At 68.6% G+C, this 21,234-nt stretch carries 24 protein-coding genes and 1 pseudogene; 9 read left to right on the top strand and 16 right to left on the bottom strand.

What is annotated here, in order from left to right:
- Window positions 1-66 precede the first annotated feature (66 nt).
- Together ACZ3HV_RS12450 and ACZ3HV_RS12455 are read left to right on the top strand one after the other, a co-directional pair.
- Window positions 67-1,623: an ATP-dependent DNA ligase gene (locus tag ACZ3HV_RS12450; protein ID WP_465683651.1), complete on the top strand. Its 1,557-nt coding sequence runs from the start codon at window positions 67-69 to the stop codon at window positions 1,621-1,623.
- Window positions 1,616-2,290, top strand: a complete 675-nt coding sequence (locus tag ACZ3HV_RS12455) for a class I SAM-dependent methyltransferase (protein ID WP_465683653.1) — start codon at window positions 1,616-1,618, stop codon at window positions 2,288-2,290. Before ACZ3HV_RS12450 ends, ACZ3HV_RS12455 begins: the two co-directional genes overlap by 8 nt.
- A 181-nt stretch (window positions 2,291-2,471) precedes the next feature.
- Here ACZ3HV_RS12455 and ACZ3HV_RS12460 read toward each other — a convergent pair whose 3' ends face one another.
- Together ACZ3HV_RS12460 and ACZ3HV_RS12465 are read right to left on the bottom strand one after the other, a co-directional pair.
- Window positions 2,472-2,825: a dihydrofolate reductase family protein gene (locus tag ACZ3HV_RS12460; RefSeq protein WP_465683655.1), complete on the bottom strand. Its 354-nt coding sequence runs from the start codon at window positions 2,823-2,825 to the stop codon at window positions 2,472-2,474.
- 42 nt (window positions 2,826-2,867) lie between these two features.
- Window positions 2,868-2,990, bottom strand: a complete 123-nt coding sequence (locus ACZ3HV_RS12465) for a hypothetical protein (RefSeq protein ID WP_465683657.1) — start codon at window positions 2,988-2,990, stop codon at window positions 2,868-2,870.
- Between the two features lie 252 nt (window positions 2,991-3,242).
- Here ACZ3HV_RS12465 and ACZ3HV_RS12470 point away from each other — a divergent pair, with 252 nt between their 5' ends.
- Window positions 3,243-4,112 carry a helix-turn-helix domain-containing protein gene (locus tag ACZ3HV_RS12470; protein ID WP_465683659.1) on the top strand — a complete coding sequence of 290 codons (870 nt, stop codon included), beginning with the start codon at window positions 3,243-3,245 and terminating at the stop codon, window positions 4,110-4,112.
- A gap of 130 nt (window positions 4,113-4,242) precedes the next feature.
- On the opposite strand, the gene ctaD is transcribed toward ACZ3HV_RS12470, so the two are convergent.
- From ctaD to ACZ3HV_RS12485, 3 genes are all read right to left on the bottom strand, one after another.
- Window positions 4,243-5,940: an aa3-type cytochrome oxidase subunit I gene (gene ctaD / locus ACZ3HV_RS12475; RefSeq protein ID WP_465683662.1), complete on the bottom strand. Its 1,698-nt coding sequence runs from the start codon at window positions 5,938-5,940 to the stop codon at window positions 4,243-4,245.
- Window positions 5,941-6,031: 91 nt separating this feature from the next.
- A complete protein-coding gene (locus tag ACZ3HV_RS12480; RefSeq protein WP_465683664.1) occupies window positions 6,032-6,832 on the bottom strand; it encodes an LLM class flavin-dependent oxidoreductase in 801 nt (266 codons plus the stop codon).
- Window positions 6,832-7,653, bottom strand: coding sequence for an alpha/beta fold hydrolase (locus tag ACZ3HV_RS12485; protein WP_465683666.1), 822 nt, complete (start codon window positions 7,651-7,653; stop codon window positions 6,832-6,834). Before ACZ3HV_RS12485 ends, ACZ3HV_RS12480 begins: the two co-directional genes overlap by 1 nt.
- 85 nt (window positions 7,654-7,738) lie before the next feature.
- On the opposite strand from ACZ3HV_RS12485, the gene ACZ3HV_RS12490 reads away from it, so the two are divergent.
- Entirely contained in the window at window positions 7,739-8,629 is an 891-nt protein-coding gene (locus tag ACZ3HV_RS12490; protein WP_465683668.1) for a LysR family transcriptional regulator, read from the top strand.
- Here ACZ3HV_RS12490 and ACZ3HV_RS12495 read toward each other — a convergent pair.
- The gene (locus tag ACZ3HV_RS12495) at window positions 8,622-10,598 is read right to left on the bottom strand and encodes a DUF1906 domain-containing protein (RefSeq protein ID WP_465683670.1); all 1,977 of its coding nucleotides are present in this window, start codon (window positions 10,596-10,598) and stop codon (window positions 8,622-8,624) included. The genes ACZ3HV_RS12490 and ACZ3HV_RS12495 overlap by 8 nt on opposite strands.
- 217 nt (window positions 10,599-10,815) lie before the next feature.
- Window positions 10,816-11,619, bottom strand: a complete 804-nt coding sequence (locus ACZ3HV_RS12500) for a TIGR02569 family protein (protein ID WP_465683672.1) — start codon at window positions 11,617-11,619, stop codon at window positions 10,816-10,818.
- A 106-nt stretch (window positions 11,620-11,725) separates the two neighbouring features.
- Here ACZ3HV_RS12500 and lexA point away from each other — a divergent pair, with 106 nt between their 5' ends.
- Window positions 11,726-12,376 carry a transcriptional repressor LexA gene (lexA, locus tag ACZ3HV_RS12505; protein ID WP_465683674.1) on the top strand — a complete coding sequence of 217 codons (651 nt, stop codon included), beginning with the start codon at window positions 11,726-11,728 and terminating at the stop codon, window positions 12,374-12,376.
- Here lexA and ACZ3HV_RS12510 read toward each other — a convergent pair.
- The 4 genes and pseudogenes from ACZ3HV_RS12510 to ACZ3HV_RS12525 all read right to left on the bottom strand — a co-directional run bounded on the left by ACZ3HV_RS12510 (window position 12,336) and on the right by ACZ3HV_RS12525 (window position 14,632).
- Complete coding sequence (locus tag ACZ3HV_RS12510; protein ID WP_465683865.1) at window positions 12,336-12,767, bottom strand: hypothetical protein; 432 nt, start codon at window positions 12,765-12,767, stop codon at window positions 12,336-12,338. The genes lexA and ACZ3HV_RS12510 overlap by 41 nt on opposite strands.
- Before the next feature lie 13 nt (window positions 12,768-12,780).
- A pseudogene (locus ACZ3HV_RS12515) lies at window positions 12,781-13,065 on the bottom strand (acyltransferase family protein); the annotation flags it as partial.
- A 17-nt stretch (window positions 13,066-13,082) separates the two neighbouring features.
- Complete coding sequence (locus ACZ3HV_RS12520; protein WP_465683676.1) at window positions 13,083-14,273, bottom strand: RNA polymerase sigma factor; 1,191 nt, start codon at window positions 14,271-14,273, stop codon at window positions 13,083-13,085.
- A complete protein-coding gene (locus ACZ3HV_RS12525; protein ID WP_465683678.1) occupies window positions 14,270-14,632 on the bottom strand; it encodes a YciI family protein in 363 nt (120 codons plus the stop codon). Before ACZ3HV_RS12525 ends, ACZ3HV_RS12520 begins: the two co-directional genes overlap by 4 nt.
- 177 nt (window positions 14,633-14,809) lie before the next feature.
- On the opposite strand from ACZ3HV_RS12525, the gene ACZ3HV_RS12530 reads away from it, so the two are divergent.
- Window positions 14,810-15,436, top strand: coding sequence for a pyridoxamine 5'-phosphate oxidase family protein (locus tag ACZ3HV_RS12530; RefSeq protein WP_465683680.1), 627 nt, complete (start codon window positions 14,810-14,812; stop codon window positions 15,434-15,436).
- A gap of 31 nt (window positions 15,437-15,467) precedes the next feature.
- On the opposite strand, the gene ACZ3HV_RS12535 is transcribed toward ACZ3HV_RS12530, so the two are convergent.
- Entirely contained in the window at window positions 15,468-16,124 is a 657-nt protein-coding gene (locus ACZ3HV_RS12535) for a response regulator (RefSeq protein WP_465683681.1), read from the bottom strand.
- Window positions 16,125-16,186: 62 nt separating this feature from the next.
- On the opposite strand from ACZ3HV_RS12535, the gene ACZ3HV_RS12540 reads away from it, so the two are divergent.
- From ACZ3HV_RS12540 to ACZ3HV_RS12550, 3 genes are all read left to right on the top strand, one after another.
- Window positions 16,187-16,588 carry a pyridoxamine 5'-phosphate oxidase family protein gene (locus tag ACZ3HV_RS12540; RefSeq protein ID WP_465683683.1) on the top strand — a complete coding sequence of 134 codons (402 nt, stop codon included), beginning with the start codon at window positions 16,187-16,189 and terminating at the stop codon, window positions 16,586-16,588.
- Between the two features lie 97 nt (window positions 16,589-16,685).
- Complete coding sequence (locus ACZ3HV_RS12545; protein ID WP_465683685.1) at window positions 16,686-17,753, top strand: sensor histidine kinase; 1,068 nt, start codon at window positions 16,686-16,688, stop codon at window positions 17,751-17,753.
- 93 nt (window positions 17,754-17,846) lie between these two features.
- Window positions 17,847-18,758, top strand: coding sequence for a carbamate kinase (locus ACZ3HV_RS12550; protein WP_465683687.1), 912 nt, complete (start codon window positions 17,847-17,849; stop codon window positions 18,756-18,758).
- A gap of 2 nt (window positions 18,759-18,760) precedes the next feature.
- Here the strand turns inward: ACZ3HV_RS12550 and ACZ3HV_RS12555 are convergent, their stop codons facing one another.
- The 4 genes from ACZ3HV_RS12555 to ACZ3HV_RS12570 are packed head-to-tail and all read right to left on the bottom strand — an operon-like array spanning window position 18,761 to window position 21,201.
- The gene (locus ACZ3HV_RS12555; protein WP_465683689.1) at window positions 18,761-19,201 is read right to left on the bottom strand and encodes a hypothetical protein; all 441 of its coding nucleotides are present in this window, start codon (window positions 19,199-19,201) and stop codon (window positions 18,761-18,763) included.
- 55 nt (window positions 19,202-19,256) lie between these two features.
- Window positions 19,257-19,880 (bottom strand): response regulator, encoded by a 624-nt coding sequence (locus ACZ3HV_RS12560; protein ID WP_465683691.1) that lies wholly within the window; start codon window positions 19,878-19,880, stop codon window positions 19,257-19,259.
- Window positions 19,877-20,506: a sensor histidine kinase gene (locus tag ACZ3HV_RS12565; RefSeq protein ID WP_465683693.1), complete on the bottom strand. Its 630-nt coding sequence runs from the start codon at window positions 20,504-20,506 to the stop codon at window positions 19,877-19,879. The genes ACZ3HV_RS12560 and ACZ3HV_RS12565 overlap by 4 nt, the downstream gene beginning before the upstream one ends.
- Window positions 20,422-21,201 (bottom strand): hypothetical protein, encoded by a 780-nt coding sequence (locus ACZ3HV_RS12570; protein ID WP_465683696.1) that lies wholly within the window; start codon window positions 21,199-21,201, stop codon window positions 20,422-20,424. The genes ACZ3HV_RS12565 and ACZ3HV_RS12570 overlap by 85 nt, the downstream gene beginning before the upstream one ends.
- Between the last annotated feature and the right edge of the window lie 33 nt (window positions 21,202-21,234).

The raw sequence follows: 21,234 nt of genomic DNA on the forward strand, positions 1-21,234 counted from the left end.
CTCAGGTCGCGCGCGGCGGGAAAGTTGCTGCGCGAAAGTGTCGGTGGGATGGGTGAGACTTGGGTCATGTTGCTCAGCGAGGTGGTCCAGACGTCGGCCGCGCTGGCCGGGACCCGGTCGCGGCTGAAGAAGGCCGAGTTCATCGCGGGGTTGTTGTCGAAAGCCACCGAGCCGGCCGAGATCGAGATCGTGGTGACGTACCTGTCCGGTGAGCTGCGGCAGCGCCGGACCGGGGTCGGCTGGCGGACGTTGGTGGACGCACCGGAGCCGGCCGCGGAGCCGTCGTTGACGGTCGAGGAGGTCGATCAGGCGTTCGCGGACCTGGCCGAGATGGGTGGTGCGGGCGTGCAGGCACGCCGGCGGACGGCGGTCGACGCGTTGTTCGGGCGGGCGACCGCTGATGAGCAGCAGTTCTTGCGGCAGCTCGTCGGTGGCGAGTTGCGGCAGGGTGCGCTCGACGGGGTGATGGCCGACGCGGTCGCGCGCGCCACTGGGATCCCGCTCACCAAGATCCGGGCGGCGACGATGCTGCGTGGCGCGGCGGCTCCGGTGGCGGTCGCCGTACTGACCGAGGGCGAGGCGGGGCTGGCGCAGTTCGGGCTGGAGGTCGGGCGCGGTGTGCAGCCGATGCTCGCTCAGTCCGCGACCAGCGTGGCTGAGGCGTTGACCAAGACGGGCACGCCGGCGGCCCTCGAGTGGAAGCTGGACGGGATCCGGATCCAGGTGCACCGGAACGGCTCTGACGTGGTCGTCTACACGCGGACGTTGGACGACATCACTGCTCGGGTCCCTGAGGTGGTGAGCGCCGTACTCGCGCTGGACGCACAGCAGGTCGTGCTCGACGGCGAGCTGATCGCGCTGCGGCGCGACGGACGACCCGAGGCGTTTCAGGTGACAGGGTCGCGGACGGCGACTCGCGCGGCGACCGGACCGGAGTCCGTGCCGCTGACGCCGTACTTCTTCGACATCCTGCATCAGGACGGCCAGGACTTGCTCGGACTCGACGGCGCGGCGCGTCAGGAGTGGCTGTCGAAGCTTGTGCCGGAGGAGCGGCGGATCCCGCGGCTGGTGACCGATGCTGCGGAGGCCGGGCAGGCCTTCTTCGTGGATGCGGTGAAGCGTGGCCACGAAGGGGTGATGGTGAAGTCGTTGACCGTGCCGTATGAGGCGGGTCGGCGTGGGTCCGGATGGGTAAAGGTCAAGCAGACGCACACGCTCGACCTGCTCGTCCTGGCGGCGGAGTGGGGACACGGGCGCCGGACCGGGTGGCTTTCCAACCTGCATCTGGGGGCGCGGGACGAGGAGACCGGCGAGTTCGTGATGCTCGGGAAGACGTTCAAGGGGCTGACGGACGAGTTGCTGCGGTGGCAGACCGACCGTTTCCAGGAGTTGGCGGTACGACGGGACGACTGGGTCGTGTATCTGAAGCCGGAGGTGGTGGTGGAGATCGCGTTCGACGGGGTGCAGACCTCGCCGCGGTATCCGGCCGGGATGGCGCTGCGGTTCGCCCGGGTGCTGCGGTATCGCGACGACAAATCACCTGACGACGTTGATACGGTGCAAAGCGTGCGGGAGATTCACTCGGGACCCGGCGGCGAGCAGGAGGATGAAGCGGATGGCTGAGGACCCCGATGTCGTGTCCCGGCGGATCGCCCGCGAGTCGCTGGACCGCGACGATCCGACCGGGTGGTTCGAGCACCTCTACTCCGCAGCCTCGGAAGGTGCCGCGGTCGTGCCGTGGGATCGCGGTGCGGCGCATCCGCTGCTGAGCGAATGGGTCGACGAGGCGCAGCCCGACGGGACCGACAAGACCGCGCTGATCGTCGGGGCCGGGACTGGCTGGGACGCTGAGCTGATCGTCGACTGCGGCTATGACACGACCGCCTTCGACATCTCCCCCACCGCGATCGCGACCGCGCGCCGGAACCACCCGGACTCGAAGGCGCACTACAGGACCGCCGACCTCCTCGCGCCGCCGGCCGAGTGGCACCGCGCGTTCGATCTGGTCGTCGAGATCTACACGGTCCAGGCCCTCCCGATTCCCGTGCAGGCATCCGCGATCAACCAGGTCGGTGAGCTGGTTGCCCCCGGTGGCACCCTGCTCGTCATCGCCGCCGCCCGCCCCGACGACCAACCCGACGCCGACACCGAAGGCCCGCCCTGGCCACTCACCCGGGCCGCCATCGACTCCTTCACCACCCCGGACCTACGCCTCATCCAGCTCACCCAATCCCCCAGCCCAGTCGACCCGACCGTCCTCCGCTGGCGCGCCGAATACCTCCGCGACTAAGTGGCCGTGCGGACCCGGTCAGGGGCGGCGGGCGGCGAGGACGCAGAACTCGTTCCCCTCGGGGTCGGCCAGGGTGACCCAGCTTTCCTCGCCGGTTTGGCCGACCCCAGTCAAAGAGCGGGTCCGCCCGGCCACACCTTAACCGCCGCGTTCCACGGCGGGTTCAGGTATGTGCCGCGCTTCAATCGGTTGCGTACTGCGGGCGCCCGGCCGGCCGGTACACCTGGATCGTCACGCCCTTCGAGTCGGCTCGCGAGTCGATCAGCTCGAGCGCCAGGTCCGGGCCGGTGTCCGGGAAGAGCCGTGCGCCTTGGCCGAGGATCACGGGGATGACGAGCAGGGTGAGCTCGTCGACGAGGTCGTTGTCGAGCAGCCAGCGGATCAGGGTGGCGCTGCCGTGCACCTGCAACTCACCGCCCGGCTTGGCTTTCAGCTCGCGGATGGCCGCCGCGACGTCGCCGGTGAGGAGGGTTGTCTCCGCCCATTGCGGGTCGCTGAGTGTGGTCGATACGACGTACTTGGGCCGCGAGTTCAACGGCCCTGCGATGGGGTTGGCCGGATCTTCGATGGCTCCCCACTAGCCGGCGAAGAGCTCGTACGTGCGCCGGCCGAACAGGAACGCGTCGGCGCGCTGGTAAGTCTGGTTGATGAGCGTCCTGGTCGCGTCGTCGCCGGCGCCCCTGGCCCATCCGCCGCGCACGGCATTTCCGGCGGTCCTCGTCCGACGCGCCACCGTTGCCCTGCACCACTCCATCGATGGTGACTTGCGTGATCGTCGTCAGCTTCATGATCGCGGTTCCCCTTCCTTGGGCGCCCCTCGTGGGCAGCCGCTCACCCCTGCTACGAACACCTCGGTCCCGATCCGACATCGCCTCCTCGGCCTCGTTCGAACTCCACTGCAGAGCCAGGAACGCAGGGGAACATATGTTCGATAATGATGTAGACTGGCTCAATGGCGGGGCAGGGCGTGGTGGGGCCGACGGCGTTGCGGATGATGCTGGGCAGTCATCTGCGGCGGTTGCGCGAGCGCGCCGGAGTCAGCCGCACCGACGCCGGCTGGGCGATCCGGGGGTCGGAGTCGAAGATCAGCCGGCTGGAGCTCGGGCGGGTCGGCTTCAAGGAGCGTGACGTCGAGGACCTGCTGAGCCTGTACGGCGTGACCGACGCGCGGGAGCGGGACCGGCTGCTGGAGCTGGCTCGTGAGGCGAACGATCGCGGCTGGTGGCATCGGTACGGCGATGTCACGCCGGACTGGTTCGATGCCTATCTCGGGCTCGAGGCGGCGGCGGAGCTGATCCGGACGTATGAGATCCAGTTCGTGCCGGGGCTGTTGCAGACGGCCGACTACGCGCGGGCGGTGGCGCGGCTGACGCCGGGCAATGCGCGGGCCGACGATGAGGTCGAGCGCATCGTCGCGCTCCGGACCCGGCGGCAGCGCGTGCTCGACCGCGAGCCACCCCTCAAGCTGTGGGCAGTGATCGAGGAGTCCGTCCTGCACCGCCCGATCGGCGGTCCCGAGGTCCTTCGCAACCAGCTCGACGCTCTCCGCGAGGCGATCACGCGCCCCAACATCACCCTGCAGATCATCCCGCTGAACAGCTCAGGTCACGCCGCCACGGGTGGAGCCTTCACGCTCCTCCGCTTCCCCCAGCGCGACCTCCCCGACATCGTCTATCTCGAGCACCTCACCAGCGCCCTCTACCTCGACAAACGCGACGACGTGGAGACCTACACCGAAGCCCTGGACGTCCTCTCCACCACGAGCACCCCACCCCAAGAGACCCCAACCCTCCTAACCACCCTCCGCAACCAACTCCCCTAACCCGACCACCAAGCCAGCCTCGCTGATGCCAACCCACCCGCTCCCACGGCGGCGGTGGCGGAAGAGCTGGAGCTACTCGTCCCCCACCCCATCTGCGCCCACGGGCGAGGCGTTCCCGGTCGAGGTTGGGCTATTCGTCAGGAGTCAGGAGGTTTTGGGCTGGGGTGGTGGTGGAGAGTTCTTGGTGGTGGTAGTCGAAGGCGGGGCTGTCGGAGCGGATTCTCGGGAGTTGGTCGAAGTTGTGCCGTGGGGGTGGGCAACTGGTGGCCCACTCCAGCGACCGGCCCCAGCCCCACGGGTCGTCCACCTCTACGCGCGGGTTCCGGCGGGACTTGTACACGTTGTAGAGGAACGGGAGGGTGGAGATGCCCAGGACGAAGGCGCCGACGCTGGACACCTGGTGCAGGGTCCTGAAGCCGTCGTTGAAGCTGTAGTCGGCGTAGCGGCGGGGCATGCCCTCGACACCCAGCCAGTGCTGCACCAGGAACGTGGTGTGGAAGCCGAAGAACAGCAACCAGAAGTGCAGCTTCCCGAGCCGCTCGTCGAGCATCCGCCCGGTCATCTTCGGCCACCAGAAGTAGAACCCGGCGAACATCGCGAACACCACGGTCCCGAAGACCACGTAATGGAAGTGCGCGACCACGAAGTAGGTATCGGACAGCTGGTAGTCCAGGGCCGGCGAGGCCAGGATGATCCCGGTCAGACCGCCGAACAGGAACGTCACCAGGAAGCCGATCGACCACAGCATCGGCGTCTCGAACGACACCGATCCGCCCCAGATCGTGCCGATCCAGTTGAAGAACTTCACCCCGGTCGGGACCGCGATCAAGAACGTCATGAACGAGAAGAACGGCAGATTCACCGCGCCGGTGACGAACATGTGGTGTGCCCAGACCGCGATCGACAGCAGTCCGATACCCAGTGTCGCGCTGACCAGGCCGATGTAGCCGAAGACCGGCTTGCGGCTGAACACCGGCAGGATCTCGGTGATGATGCCGAAGAACGGCAAGGCGATGATGTACACCTCGGGATGCCCGAAGAACCAGAACAGGTGCTGCCACAAGATCGGCCCGCCGTTGCCCGCGTCGAAGACGTGAGCCCCTAGGGCTCGATCCGCCTCCAGCATCAGCAGCGCACCGGCCAGGATCGGGAACGCGATCAGCACCAGGATCGACGTCACCAGGATGTTCCAGCAGAAGATGGGCATCCGGAACATCGTCATACCGGGTGCACGCATGGTGATGATCGTGGTGACGAAGTTGACCGCACCGAGGATCGTGCCCAGACCGGCCATCCACAGACCCATGACCCACAGGTCACCGCCCACACCGGGTGAGCGCTCTCCGTTCGAGAGCGGCGAGTACGCCGTCCAGCCGAAGTCAGCCGCACCGCCAGGCGTACCGAACGCCGCCAGCGTGATCAGGCCACCGAACAGGAACAGCCAGTAACTGAACATGTTCAGCCGCGGGAACGCCACGTCGGGAGCACCGATCTGCACCGGCATGATGACGTTCGCGAACCCGACGAACAGTGGTGTCGCGAACAGCAGCAGCATGATCGTGCCGTGCATCGTGAACAGCTGGTTGTAGACCTCTTCGTTCACGATCTGCATACCGGGCTCGATGAGCTCGGCGCGGATGACCAGCGCCATCACGCCGGCGATCAGGAAGAACACGAACGATGTGACCAGGTACAGCTGACCGATCACCTTGTGGTCGGTCGTCGACAGCAACCGTCCGATCACCTGCCCGAGCGGCCGCCGTACTGGTCCGACGGCTACCGGACCGGTACGTTCAGCTATCCCGGTGCGTTCGCTGACACTGGCCATGCGCCCTCCCGTGGACCGTTCCCGCGTGCGGGGGTACCCACAATCCCTTCGATTAGACACCCGCCCGCGCCCACAGCAACAGCCTTGGCGGTCACCCGGCCGGTCCGGCCGCGATCACTGCCTGTACGTCGGCCAGCCGGAGAGTCGCCGGATCGAAGTCGGTCAGGCACCAGGCGGCCCCGGCCGACGAGTACGGCCGTACGTCGGTCGACGGCGACACGGCGACCGCGATGTCGAAGCCGCTCAGCGATCCTCGGAGAGACTCCAGCGTGGCCACCACGTCGGCCAGTTGGTCCGGTGACGTCAGGTTGACCGGGAAGAACCCGTCGTAGCGAACGGCCCGGCGGATCGGCTTCTGGTTGCCGGGAAACCCGGCTATCCAGATCGGGATCCGGCCGGACTCGGGGCGCGGCAGGAAGCGGACCGAGTCGACCGTGTAGTGCTTGCCATGATGCGAGACCGACTCACCTGTCCACCCGGCCGTCAGGATCTGCAGGGACTCGTCGAGTTGCTCGGCCCGGACGCGATCGTCGACCTCCTCCCCCGACCGGGAGAATTCACCCGCGAACCGATCGCTCCCGAGGCCGGCACCGAGCGTGAGACGCCCACCGGACAGCAGGTCGAGTGTTGTTGCCTCACGCAACAGCTTCACCGGCCGCCGGCGGGCGACCGGCGTCACCATCGGCCCGATCCGCAACTGTTCGGTCGCAGTGGCCATCGCGGCCAGCGTGATCCACGGATCGGCGACGGCCGCGATCGGCTCCCGCCACCACAGCTGATCCCAGACGAACATCCCGTCCCACCCGGCCTCCTCCGCGGCGGCCGCCAGCCGTGCCACGGTCAGCGGATCCGCGAGTTCGTCGAACAACGGCACCCACACCGCGGATCGCATCACCGGCTCCCGGTGTGATCGGCGACCGCGTCGATCAACACGTCCCACAGCTCAGCCGGAATCCCGTGCCCCGCCCCTTCGACGACGACCAGTCGGCCGTCGCGTACGGCGTCGCGGATCGCCTCGCCGTGCGGCAACGGGAAGACCGGATCCGACGAGCCGTGCACCACCAGCACCGGCATCGACAAGTCACCGAACCCACCGTTGACCGGCCCGTCGAACGTCATCGCATAGTGGTTCGTCAACGAGGCCTCGTAGTCCCGAGCCCGGGCCATGTCCCGTCGTACCAGGTCGCGGGCCGCGTCCTCGTCGAAGTGCCCGGCGGCCTCCGCCTCGATCGCCCGTACGACGTACTCCTCCACCGCGGCCGGGTCAGCGAAGTCGGGCGGCTCAATCTGCGCCACCGACGGCGCCGGCAGGTCGTCGGCGCCCGTACTCGTGGAGACGAAGGTCAGCGACGCGACGCGCGACGGGTAATCCGCGCCGAGTATGAGGGCCGTGCCGCCGGACATCGACTGCCCGACCACATGCGCGCGGTCGATGCCCAAGGCATCCAACAGACCCACCGCGTCCGCGGCCAGATCCCGCATCGAGTACGGCGGCTTCCCCACCGGGTACGACGTCGATCGGCCGGTGTCGCGCTGGTCGTAGCGGATCACATACCGCCCGCGGCCGGCGAGCCGCGTGCACAGCGGGGTCTCCCACCACAGCATCGAGGCGGAACCTCCGTGGATCAGCAGCACCGCCGGGTCGGCGGGATCACCGAACGTCTCGGCACAGATCTCGGCTCCGTTGACCGGGTAAAGCTTCTCAGTAGTCATGTCCTTGACCGTAGAAGCGGAACGCCATCACGAAAAGCGATTGTTTCTGATGATTTAGATCGCCACCGGCGATAGTCTGCGAACTATGTACGAGCTGCGTCATCTCGCGACCCTGGTTGCCGTCGCCGACGAGGGATCGTTCGGCCGCGCCGCGACCAAGCTCGGCTACACCCAGTCGAGCGTCAGCCAGCAGATCGCCGTCCTCGAGAAGGCCGCCGGCGGAGCGGTGTTCGACCGGCCGGGCGGCCCCAAGCCGGTCCGCATCACGCGATTGGGCGCCGTCCTCCTGGACCACGGACGCGAGCTGCTCCGCCGGGCCGACGCGATGTCGGACGCCGTGGAGCGCTTCCGCGCCGGCGACGGCCGGATCGACATCGGCACGTTCCAGACCGTCTCCAACGTGCTGCTGCCGACCGTGATCCGCGAGCTGCACGAGGCACATCCCGGCTGCGAGATCAGGTTGTTCGAGGAAGAGACCGACGTACCGGACCTCACCGGCCTCGACCTGATGTTCTTCGACGGGCCGGCCGACGGCCCGGGCGACGTCGACATCGACCACCTCAAACTGCTCGACGACCCGCACGTCCTGGTCGCCCGCCCGGGTGACTTTCCACCCGGGCCGGTCGCGCCGAAGCAGCTCGACCGGCTGCCGATCGTCGCGCATCCGGCGATCTGCGATCAGGCCAACGTCGAGCGCTTCCTCGCCCAGCAGGGCATCCGCCCCGAGTTCGTGTTCCGCACGGCCGGAAACGAGGCCCTGCTCGCGATGGTGCGAGCGGGTCTCGCCCCGGCCGTGATGCCGCTCCTCGCCGTCTACCCGAACGAGGCCGGCCTGGCTCTCCACGAGTTCGAACCGGCACTGCCCGCCAGAGAGATCTACCTGCTCTGGCAGGCCGGCCGCACACACTCGCCGCTGGCGGCGCACGCGATCGAGATCGCGCAGCGTGTGGCGGCCGACCTGGACCAGGTCAGCTGACCGTCAGCACCTTGGACGGCGTCTGCGTTCCAGCGTGGTCTGCGTCAGCGAACCACACCACGCGATACGTGTAGGTACCGCGTGCGGTCGGCTTGATGCTGAAGCCGTACTTGCCGTTGGTCGTGAGCTTGACCGACGTCACCGCGACCCAGCTCGTGCCCGACCGGCGCTGCAGGTAAGCCGTCGTACCGGCGTGCGGCGGGTTGAGATAGCCGTACAGCAGCACGGATTCGCCGAGCTTGATCGCCGGAGTGAGGTACCCCGACATCGCCGGCTTGACCTCGACCAGCGCGGCCGAGCTCCGCGTCCCCAGCAGACCGGCGGCGCCGTTGTAGCCCCACATGTAGTACGTCGAGACCGCCGGCTTCTGCACCGACGTGACGACGCCGTTCGCGTCCGACGTCAGCACCGCGGCCGTCGTCCACTTCGTCGCGTTCTTCGCCTTCGAAAACAGCACCACCGGTACGCCGCTCAGCCTGGTCGCATCGTTGAGCCGCGTGATAACCGACGTCAGCGTGACCGACCCGGTGTACATGATCGAGGCCGCGCTGGCCGCGATCGTCGTCTTCGTCCCGATCAGCCGGACATCGACCCCGGGCCCGATCTTGCCCTTGCTGTCCTTCACCCAGACCCGGTACGCGTAGCTCCCCGAGTTCACCAGACCGGTCAGCGCGAACGAACTCGCCGTACCGTTGTAGATCGCCGCACCGGCGGTCGGTAGCTGCGGCGCGGTCGAACCGGACGCGCCGCGGATGATGATCTGGCCGAGCGTGGTGTTGGCGGGAATGCCCCACTGCAACGTTGCGACCGTGACACCACCCGTGACCTTGAAGCTGGTGACCGGTGGCGGTGGCGCGGTGAGGTTCAGGTAGTCCCGGTCGATCGACATCGTCACGCCGCCATGTGTCTCCGACGTGTTGCCGACGAACTGGTGCACCCGCTGGTGGTTGTTCCAGTACGTCGCCGGGATGAACGGGCTGGTCCCGACCGGAATCGTCGTGTTCCAGTGCGCGAACCACAGGTTGTCCGGTCGCGTGTACGCCGTACTCGCGTAAGCGCTGGACAGGTCCACGCCACCCGAGGACGCACCGACGTACGCGCCGCCGAGGTAGCCGCGGGAGTTCAGCTCCTGCGTCCAGCCGCTCAGGTAGGACAGGACGGCGGCCTTGCACGCTGCGGTCGAGGTGTACGCCTCGATGTCGCTGTAGATCGCGCTCCGCTGCGCGAACCCGAGCGCCTGCGCGGCGGCGACCGCGTTGATCGCGGCGTTCCGGCCTTGGGTCAACGCGGTCGACGCGACCGACGACATCCGGCTGGAGTACGTCGTGCAGGGCGCCTGCAGACCGACGTCGATCAGCAGGAACTGCCAGCCCTTGCTCGCGTTGGCCGCTACCCAGTCGGCCGTCAGGTTGGGCTGGCCACACGCGCGCAGACCGCCGCTGATGTAGATGCCGACGCCCTGATAGCTCGGCCGCCACGCGTCCATCGTCGCCTGCGAAGGCGCCGTGCACGCGTCGAATCCGTACCCAGCGAAGTTGCCAGTGGCAACGACCGACGGTGTGACCGCGGCGGGCTGGGCGACCCGCGCGGACTGCGACTTCGAAACGACGCGACCAGTCGCCAGTACGGCGTTCGCCGTCTGCTCGGAACCCGGTGCGTAGTACGCGGTCGCGAGTACGCCGGCATCCGTGATCGCGCGACGCAGCAGGCCGTCGCTGGACGGCTGCTCGGTGGTCAGCGGCTCGAGGACGAGCCCCGAGCTCCGGCCGACCAGATGCGCCGGGCAGTCGGCCTGCGCCGTACTGCGGCCGAGGTAGACGGCTTGACGGTCGAACCGGACACAGGCGGTCGGGTCGGTGGACAGATCGATGACCGGCCAACTGGCCGGAACAGTGACTTCATAGCCGTGGTACGAGACGGTCTGCGTCTCGTCGGCGTCGGCCGGGCCGGTGGTGATCAGTCCGGCCACGAGTCCAAGGGCAAGTGCTAGCACCCCAGGTCTGAACAGCCTCACAATGCTCCTCACTTTCAGACGGACGGTGTGGTCCGGCGGAAAGTGCGGCCCCCCAGACCCAACCCTTCAATCCCCCAAGTCAAAGCCAGCGCCCACTCCTTGTCGAAGAGGTTCCGGCACTCGCTTCGATACCCGGATGCTATCGACCCTGATTCTCTGCCTGACGGCGGGATCAGCCGACGTACGCAAGCGCGACCTCGATCACGGGTTCGTAGACCGCACGGCGATCCGTCGTCCAGACCGCGGCGCCACCGAGCGCCTCGTCGGTTGCGATGCGGTAGATGAGCGCTCGGACCAGCATCTGGCCCCACTGTGGGAGGTCTGACCAACGCGCTGCCAGGTCAGGCTTGGCGTCGTACCAGCAGAGGGCGTCGGCGACCGCGACGGCCGACGCCCACGCGGGCGGCCGCCAGTACACCGGCCAGTCGATGATCGCCGGCGGCAACCCGTCGGCGAACATCACGTTCCCCGGCAGATCGCCGTGTACCACCTGCGCCGCCAGGTCGACCGGCCGACGAGCCTTCACCAGCCCCGAAACCAAGTCCTGGTACGCCGGACTCCCGCCGGCCGGCTCCTCGTCCCACGCGACCCGATCGCCGTACGACCAAGCGTCATCACGTTCGTCGAGAAAGCCTGGCCGTGGCAGCCCGGCAACGGCCGCATGGAAAGCGGACCCAGCTGTCAGTACGTCGTCCTGCCTCCGGACATCCGTGGCACCGGCCAGCAACTGTGATGCCTCCCAGCCGTGCGCGATCCACTCGCCACCTCGGCTGCGCACCGGTCGTGCCACCCGAAACTCGGTGGACTCCGGCAGCCCATCCAGCACGTCAGCGCGCCACAGACTCTCCGCCATCAATCCCGCCCGCTTCAGCACGACCGCGCCGGATCGCCACGTCTCACCCTGCCCGCCCGGCAGGAGGACGGGGTGTTCGGACAGCCCGAAGGCATCCAGGACAGCTTCCGAGGGAGCGCTCACCCGGCCGATCGTAGGTGCGCTCCCGGCACATCCGCCAAGAGTTTAGTTGCGGACCTGACGCGAGTCGGGTGCGGGTCCGCGGGCTTGGGCGCTCTAGGATTTCGCGGTGACTGATCTCGATCTGTTCGGCGACCTCGACACCGGCGCGCTCCCGGACCGGCAGCAGCGGATCCTGGTGGTGATCCGGGACTGGGTGACGCGGTACGGCTATCCGCCGAGCAGCCGGCAGATCGGTGATGCGGTCGGACTGCGCTCCTCGTCCTCGGTGTCCAAGCACCTGGCCAGCCTGGAGGACAAGGGCTTCCTGCGGCGCAGCCCGTCGGTGTCGCGGCCGATCGACGTACGGATGTTCCTCCAGGAGTCGCCGGCGCGGGACTCCGACGATTCGGTGCCGGTGCCCGTGGTCGGTGACATCGCGGCCGGTACGCCGATCGCCGCGGTCGAGCACGTGGACGACGTACTGCAGCTCCCGCGCGGGCTGACCGGGCGCGGCAATGTGTTCGGCCTGCGGGTCCGCGGCGAGTCGATGATCGACGCCGCGATCTGCGACGGCGACATCGTCGTGATCCGGCAGCAGTCCGAGGCCCACTCGGGTCAGATCGTCGCCGCGATGATCGACGAGGAGGCGACCGTCAAGGTGTACCGCCGCCGCAACGGCCACGTGTACCTCGAGCCGCGAAACCCGGCGTACGACGTCATCGACGGCGACGACGCGGTCATCCTCGGCGTTGTGGTGTCGGTACTGCGGAGCGTTTGACGCCGAGGAGCGTCGACGCTCCGGCCAGGTTGGACAGGAGTAGCGCCAGGGCGGCCGAGATCGCGCAAGCGCTCGGCAGCAATACGGCGTATTTCACCCAGAGGCCCGCGTCCCAGCGGACGACGAAGAAGGCGATCGCGAGGATGATCGGCTGGTGCACGATGAAGTACGGCATCGCGGCGCGGGCGACTGGTACGGGTAGCGGCCGCTGGAACGCGGCGAGCCGCATGCCGCCGCCGAGGACCGCCACCAGCCAGCCCCAGACGGCGACGGTGATCAGGGGCGAGTACCAGAGGTAGGCCCAGGAGTAGCCCGGATCCGGCCACCAGCCGTCGAGGAAGTCGATGATTCCGGTGACAATGCCGAGGACGAAGGCGCCGATCCCGAGCATAGGCGACGACGAACGGAACCAGGAGCCGAAGGGATCGCTCGCGGAGGAAGCCGGCTGCGGTCCGCCAGCGGAGGGCGAGCCAGGCACCGGCACCCGACAGCATGAAGAAGAACGCCAGGCCCCACAGTCCGAGGAAGGCGATCGCGATCGAGATGCCCTCGCTGCGGTCCGCGTTCTTCACATGCCAGTCGGCGTCGTCGAACGGGCGCAGGGAGTGGAACACGAACACTCCGAACACCGCCAGCACGCGCAGCCAGTCCAGAAACCACAGCCGTTCGCCCCGCCCCTGAGTACCCATGGATCAAGGATCCTGGCTCACTGGGCCGAGCGCTCCTGGAGGAGGCCGAGCTGGGCGGGATTGGAGGTCAGGTCCGCGGCTCGCTGGTTGGCGGCGTCAGCCTCGGCGTCGCGACCGAGATCGCGGAGGAACTGTGCTCGGGTCGCGTGGAACAACGGATATAGCTGCAAATCCGTCGACAACTCGTCGAGTTGGGTGAGTGCGGCCTGCGGGCCGTTGACGTAGGCGAACGCGATGGCGCGATGCAAGCGGGTCACCGGCGTCGGCTGCAGGGCCAGCAGCATGTCGTAGAGGACGAGGATCTGCTCCCAGTCCGTCGCCGCCCAGATCGGGGCCTCGCTGTGGCAGGCAGCAATGGCTGCTTGCAGTTGGTACGGACCGGGCGCCCGATGGCGTCGGGCGGTGCGGGTCAGCAAAGTGGTCGCGTCGGCGATGGCGGCGTGGTCCCAGCGGCCGCGGTCCTGGCCCTCGAGCAGGATCAGCTCGCCGGTGGTCGTGAAGCGGGACGCCGTACGGGCGCGGTGCAGGCGGATCAGCGCGAGCAGGCCGGCGATCTCGGGCTCGTTCGGCAGCAGGCCATGGAGGAGGGCCGTGAGCCACTCGGCGTCGTCGACCAGATCGCGCGAGTGAACGCGGTCGGCGGAGCTGGACAGGTAGCCCTCGTTGAAGAGCAGGTAGATGACCGTGAGTACCTCGGTGAGGCGGTCGGGAAGTTCGTCGTCGCGCGGTATGCGGTACGGAATTCCGGCCTCGGTGATCTTCCGCTTCGCCCGGGTGATCCGCTGCGCGACGGCCGACTCGGACGCCAGGAACGCGGCCGCGATCTGCGCGGTGGTCAGTCCGCAGACCACTCGTAACGTGAGGGCGACCTGCGCCTCGCGAGCAAGCGCCGGGTGGCAGCAGGTGAAGATCAGCCGCAGCCGGTCTTCGGCCGCGGGCTGCACGGGAAGCTGCAGCTGGGCCAGCTTGGCGCGGTAGTTCTGCTGTCGGCGCAGTACGTCGAGACCGCGGCGGCGGGCGACCGTGAACAGCCAGGCGTCGGGCCGCTCCGGAATCCCCTCGACCGGCCAGCGCCGCAGGGCGATCTCGACGGCGTCCTGGACCAGGTCCTCGGCGGCGGAGAAGTCGCCGAGCAAGGAAACCAGCGCTCCGGCCAGCTGGCTCGCGTGGTCCCGGACCACGCGAGCCAGTTCGTCTTCAGTTCTCACGAAGCCCCGGTGGTGTTCATGAACGCGACCGGCCGGATCTCGACGACCGGGCAGGCCGGCCAGGTCTTCACCATCCGCAGCGCCTCGTCCAGGTCGTCGACCTCGATCTCGCTGAACCCGGAGATCACCTCCTTGCCCTCCATGAACGGCCCGTCGGTCGTCATCGGTACGCCGCCGTCGAACCGGACCGTGGTCGCCGACCCGGCCCCTTGCAGCTTGCTGCCACCGCGCAGCTTGTCCCGGTGATCGTCGAACCACTGCGTCACCCGCGCCAAGGCCAGCTCCCGCTCGTCCGGCGTCATCGCCTCGAACTCCTTCGCGTACGCCTCGGTCTCGACGAACATCAACACATACCTCACCCGCACACCTGCTTCCGGTCGGTCTGGTGGAACAACTCTCATCCTGCAGACGATCGGCGTACCCCTCGACCCGACACTTCGGGCCTTCGGTCCTTCCCGCTGAGGACATCTGGCTCTGTCGGAGCCCGGCGTGGCGGCGGTTGGATTGGCGGCAGACGGCAGGAAAGGGAGTGTTCGATGACAGCGTCCGGCCGATCCCGGTCTCCGCAGGGGAGGGACCAGTCGGAGCCGGGGGTGTCGCTCGGGCTCGCGCGGCAGGAGGGGTCCGCATGGACCGAGCCGCAGGTCGACGCGTCGCAGGAGGCGGAACAGCTGACAGCGGGCGCGCTGATCCGGCTGGCCGGTGCACTGGACGCAACCGTTTCCGACCGTCTCGGTCCACGGACCTCGCCCGTCCGTGGACTCGCCGCCCGCCACCCTGTGCTGGATCACCTGCGTGAGGACGAGTGCCTCCAGCTGCTCGCCCCCGGCGGCACCGGCCGGCTGGCTTTCGAGCTGGCCGGCCGATTGTCGGTGCGATCGGTCACCTACACGGTGCACGGCCGGCAGTTCGTCTTCCGGACCGGGGCCGCCACTGCGATCGCGCGGTACGGCGATGGTCCGGTGGCATTCGAGGTGGATCGGCTGGACGGGGCCGCGCGGGACGGCTGGAGCGTGCTGGTCTCGGGCCGCTGCCGGCACGGCTCACTGCAGGAGACGGTGACGTGGCGCTCAGGCACGGATCCGTGGGCGGGCGACGACCAGGAGATCCTCGTAGTCATCGAACCGGAGCACATCAGTGGACGCCGCATCCGTACTTGCTAACCGACCGGCCGGGGCCTGCAGACAGCGTGGGTCAGGTCTTCGGGCGCCGCTTCGCGCGTTCGACGGCGTACACGGCTGCCTCCGTCCGGCGCTCCATGTCGAGCTTGCGGAGCAGCCCGGAGACGTAGTTCTTCACCGTCTTCTCGGCCAGGAACATGCTCTCCGCGATCTGCCGGTTGGTCTTGCCGGCCGCGATCTCGTCGAGGATCCGGCGTTCCTGCTCGGTCAGGGACTCGTAGCGCGGGTCGTCGTCCACGTCGACCGGGTTCCGCAGCCGCTCCAGGACCAGAGCCGTCATCGCCGGGTCGAGCAGCGACTCCCCCGCGGCCAAGCGCCGTACCGCTCCGACCAGGTCCGTGCCGCTGACCTGCTTGAGCAGGTAGCCGGCCGCCCCGGCCATGATCGCGGTGAACAGGGCTTCCTCGTCGGAGAACGAGGTCAGCATCAGGCAGGCCGGCGGCTTGTCCATCGCCGACCGGATCTCCCGGCACACGGTGATCCCGTCGCCGTCGCCGAGGCGGACATCGAGGACGGCGACATCAGGCTGCAGCGCCGGGATCCGGGTGGTCGCCTGCGCCGCGGTCGACGCCTCGCCGACCACCTCGATGTCCGGCTCGCCCTCCAGCAGCTGCCGCAAGCCGAGCCGCACCACCTCGTGGTCATCGAGCAGGAACACCGTGATGGCCATAGCTTGTCGCTCCCCCCTGAAGCAGCTGTATCGCTCAGCGTAGACCGGCAATGGAGGATCTGATGCACACCTACGACGATGCCGGCCTGGAGATCCTCGACGGGCCGGAGTGCCTCCGGCTGCTGTCCTCGGTCCCGGTCGGGCGGCTCGTGTTCACCCAAGGCGGTCTGCCGGTGCTCCGGCTGGTCGCGTTCTGTGTCGACGGCGACACGATCGTGTTCGCGTCCGACGACTGCGAATGGCTCCGGGCGGCGCACCGGGGCGACGTGGTCGCGTTCGAGGTGGACGACATCGACCTGGAGCGGCGGCACGGCTGGACCGTGACCGCGATCGGCCATCTGTCCGCCGTCCCCGAGGGCGAGGCGGCCGAGCTCGCGGGGACCGCGCCGTCGTGGCTGCGGCTTCGCGACCGGCAGCTGATCCGGCTCGGTACCGAGTCCGTCAGCGGGCGCCGCGCCCATTGATGCCCGAAGCAACAGCTTCGAAGGGAAAGAAGGGGAAGAAGGGGAAGGAGGGGGAAGAGGCGTTCCAAAGCCGCAGGGGCTTCCGTACCGTGACATCGTGAGCGATCAGGAGTCGGGCGAGCGGACACAGCGCCTGCGCGAGGTGACCGCGGAGATCACCCAGCTCCTGCTCGGCGACTTCGATCAGCGCGACGCCCTCCGGCTGATCGCCCGCCGGGCTCGCGAACTCACCGGCGCGCGCGTCGGCGCCGTCCTGCTGACCGACGGCCACGACCTGGTGATCGAGGCCCTCGACGGACCTCCGGAACTGACCAAGTACGTCGGCAAGCAGATCCCCGGACTGGATCACGCGGTGCCTGGCGACCGAGTCACCATTGCCGACATCCCGGAGATCGGACCGGCCGCCGTCGCTCCGCTCTCACCGTCGTCGGCCTCGGTAGGCGGCCTGCTGGTCGTCGGAGCCACTGCGCTCGACGGGAACAGCGACCTGGTCAAGATGTTCGCGGCACAGGCGACCTTGGTACTGGATCGTGGCCAGGCGCTCCGCGACCACGCGATGGTCGCCGTCCTGGAGGAACGCGACCGGATCGCCCGGGACCTGCACGATCTGGTGATCCAGCGCTTGTTCGCGACCGGCCTGCAATTGCAGGCCATCCGCAGGATGGTGGACGCCGAGGTCCACGAACGCCTCGGCCGGGCCATCGAGGACATCGACACCACCATCCGTGATCTGCGCGCTGCGATCTTCGAGCTGCATCACCGCCCCAGCCGCCGATCGCTTCGCTCCGACATCCAGGCCCTGGTCGCCGAGTATGCCGAACCGCTCGGGTTCCGCCCCGGACTGACCTTCACCGGCCCGCTCGACGCCGTCGTACCCGTGACCGTCCGTCCGCAGATCCTCGCCGCGATCCGGGAGGCGCTGTCGAACGTCGTACGCCACGCAGAAGCCACCGAGGTCAGCGTCGAGGTCACCGCGACCCCGACCGAGGTCATCACGCGCGTCAGCGACAACGGTGTCGGTGTGGCCGCCACCGATCACCAGAGCGGCCTGCGCAACCTGCGGGACCGGGCCGAAGCGTTAGGCGGTGCCGTGCGGCTGCAGAGGAAACAGCCGCAAGGCACCGTCCTCGAACTGCGCGCGCCACTCGCCGAGCCGCGCAGTTGAGCTCATCCGCTGAGCGGGCCGGATCAGGGTCGGAAGTCCCTACCCGTGATGCCAGAGGACCTGATCTGTGGAGCTGCGTGCGACGCTGAAGGTATGCGGATGGTGATCGCGCTCGGGGGGAATGCGTTGTTGCGGCGCGGGGAGCGGCCGGACGCCGACGTGCAGGTCGCGCATCTGGCCGTGGCGGCGCCGGCGTTGGCGGCGGTGGCGGCTGAGCACGAGGTGGTGATCGTGCACGGCAACGGACCGCAGGTGGGGCTGCTCGCGCTGGAGAGTACGGCGGACCCCGCGCTGTCGAAGCCGTATCCGCTGAGTGACCTGGTCGCGGAGACCCAGGGCGTGATCGGGTACTGGATCCAGCAGGCACTCGGCAACGCCGGCCTGGCTCGCCGAGCGGTCACGCTGGTCACGCAGACGGTGGTCGCCGCGACGGATCCGGCTTTCGGTGCGCCGACGAAGTACGTCGGGACCGGCTATCCCGAGGACCACGCGCAGTTGCTGGAGTCGACCTCGGAGTGGACCTTCCGGCAGGACGGCTCACAGTGGCGCCGGGTGGTCGCGTCCCCGGAACCACGTCGGGTTGTGGAGCTCGATGCCGCCGACGTACTCCTCCGCAACGGCATGACTGTGATCCTGGCCGGAGGCGGGGGCATCCCCGTGGTGGAGAGAAATTCGGGACTCGCCGGAGTCGAGGCCGTCGTCGACAAGGATCTGACCGCGGCGCTGGTCGCGACCGAGCTCCGGGCCGACCTGTTCGTGATGCTGACCGACGTCCCGGCCGTCTATCTGGACTACGGGACCCCGAGGCAGCGGCCGTTGCATGAGATCACCGTCGCGGATCTCGCGGCCCTCACTTTCCCCGAAGGGTCGATGGGGCCGAAGGTGCGCGCCGCCGCACGGTTCGTGGAAGCGACCAAGGGACGGGCCGCGGTCGGATCCCTCGATGAGACGGCTGCGGTGATCACGGGAACCGCGGGTACTCAGATCGTCGCAGAGCTGAGCTGAGGTCAGTGGTGGCCGGACTTGTCGTCGGACGACCCGGATTTACCCGAACCAGACTTCCCGGAAGTCGACTCCCCGGAAGTCGACTCCCCTGAGGTCGACTTACCTGGGGTCGACGTTCCTGGGGTGGGCTGTTTCCGATCCCCACCCTTGTCGTCACCAGGTTCGATGGTCTTCGGCGTGATGGTCGGTGTGACCTTCGAGCTTTGGGGCGTGATGGTTTCCGGGGGCGCGAACCACAGTGGTGCCGGCGATTGGCCCGGCGTACCCGGGTCGAAGGCGGACCAGACCGCCGTACCCCCGGCGACCAGGCCGGCCGCCGCCACCAGGCCGAGCAGCCCGGTGCCGGCCCACGCGAGGTATCGCACCGGCCTTCGCGTCGGCTCGGCATCGTCGCCGCCGGTTCGCAGCACGACCGGTCGGCGGCGTAGGTCTTCCAAGTCCATGCGTCGATCCTGTCGCAGGCGGGCGGCGGGCACCATCGGACCTTGGTACTAGTACCTACTCCTCGCGGCGCTGCCGCTGGGCCCAGAGCGCGGCTTGGGTGCGGTCGGTCACGCCGAGGCGCTGGTACACGTTCGTCAGATGTGCCTTGACCGTCCGCTCGCTGATGCCGAGCCGACGGGCGATCGTCTTGTTCGGCAGGCCGGCGCCGACCATGTCGAGGACCTCCTGCTCGCGGTCGGTCAGCTTGGTCTCCGGGCCCGGGCTGCGCCGGTTGGTCAGCACCACCCGAGCCGCCTTCGGGTCCAGCGGCGACCCGCCGGCCACGATCTCTCGCACTCCGGCCAGGATCACCTCAGGCTCACTGTGCTTCAGGAGGTATCCCTCGGCTCCGGCCTGCAACGCGTCGAGGATGCGCGCCTGATCGCTGAACGACGTCAGCACCAGCACATGCACCCCTGGATCGGCCGCCACGATCTGCCCCGTCGCCGCGATCCCGTCCGTGCCGGGCATCGACAGATCCATCAGTACGACGTCCGGCCGCAGCTCGGCCGCCATCGCCACGGCCTCGGCACCATCCCCCGCGGCCCCGACGAGTTCGATGTCGTCCGCCGTACCGAGCAGCTGGGACAGGCCGGTCCGGACGATCGCATGATCGTCGACAATCAACACCCGGATCACACCGGCACCTCGGCTTCCACCCGTGTCCCCTGACCGGGCGCGGCCCGGACCGTCAGCATGCCACCCGACTCGGCGAGCAGGTCGCCGATCGAGCGTAGCCCGAGGTGCCCGTTGCTGTTCCGCTCATCAAGTCGCGACTCGTCGAACCCGCGGCCGTCGTCGTCGATGATCAGCACCCCACGCCCGTCCACCCGCTGCGCCTTGATCAGCACCTCCCGCGCCCCACTGTGCGCGGCCACGTTCCGGACGACTTCCTGCGCCGCCCGGAACAACAGCGCCGCGGCCGCCGGCGGCAACTCCTCGGTGCCGTCGGTCTCGAGCCGTACGTCGATCCCGGTCCGCTCGAGTCCGCCCGCCAACTCGGCCAGCGCCGACGCGAGGCCTTCTTCGGCGAGGTTCGGCGGATAGATGTCCACGAGCAGCGACCGAAGCGAGCCGATACTCGCCCGCAACCGTCCTGCACTGTCCGCGATCACCTCAGCCCGCTGACCCTCCGTCGGGGTACCCAACCGCATCGCGTCGAGCGCATAGTTCAGCCCGGTCAGCTCCTGTACGACGCCGTCGTGCAACTCCCCCGCGATCCGGCGGCGCTCGGCGTCGGACGCGTCGACCGCGTGCTGGAGCAACCGTTCCCGGTCCCGCTGCTGTCGCTGCACCCGGCGGGCCAGCGACCAGGCGAACGAATTTGCACCAGCTCGAGCACCAGCAATGCCCCCAGCGCGGGTGGCGCGAACCGCTTCCAGGCCGCCTGTCCGGCCTCGGTCACCGCCCGGTACTCGAAGTACGCCTCGAACAACATCGGCTCCCCGTTGGTTCCGCGGACCCCGACGTACACCTCGAGCAGCTTCTTGTACGGGATCTCGAACTTGTTCTCCGGCCGGCTCAGGTCGCTGACCTCGGACGCACTGCTGCCCTGCCGCTGGAGCGCCTCCTGCTCCTCGGCCCCGAGCGGGAACTGTTGCCCGATCAGCCTTGGCTCGTCGGAGTAGACGATCCGGCCGTCGGCATTCCACAGCTTCACCCGCACCAGCGAGCCCTGCAGCACGTACTTCCGCATCGCGGTGTCGAACGACCGCAAGGCGGCGGGCTGACCCGCGATCACGGCCGCGTCCAAGCGCGGCTCGACCACCCCACGAGCGGTCACGTAGGTCACCTGCCGAGCCGAATCCGTCGCCTGATCCACGCCGGCCTGACGCGCGACGAACGCGATCAGCGCGGCCAAGGACAGCAGCACGATCAGCCCGGCCGCGGTGAAGCGCACCAGCAGCCCGACCGTCGAGATCGGCCCAGGGTCCACGCGCGAGCGTCGCAGTCTCACCATGACTGGGATCGTAGGTGGCCCGGCGCGGTCGGG

Source organism: Kribbella sp. NPDC020701 (assembly GCF_055562215.1).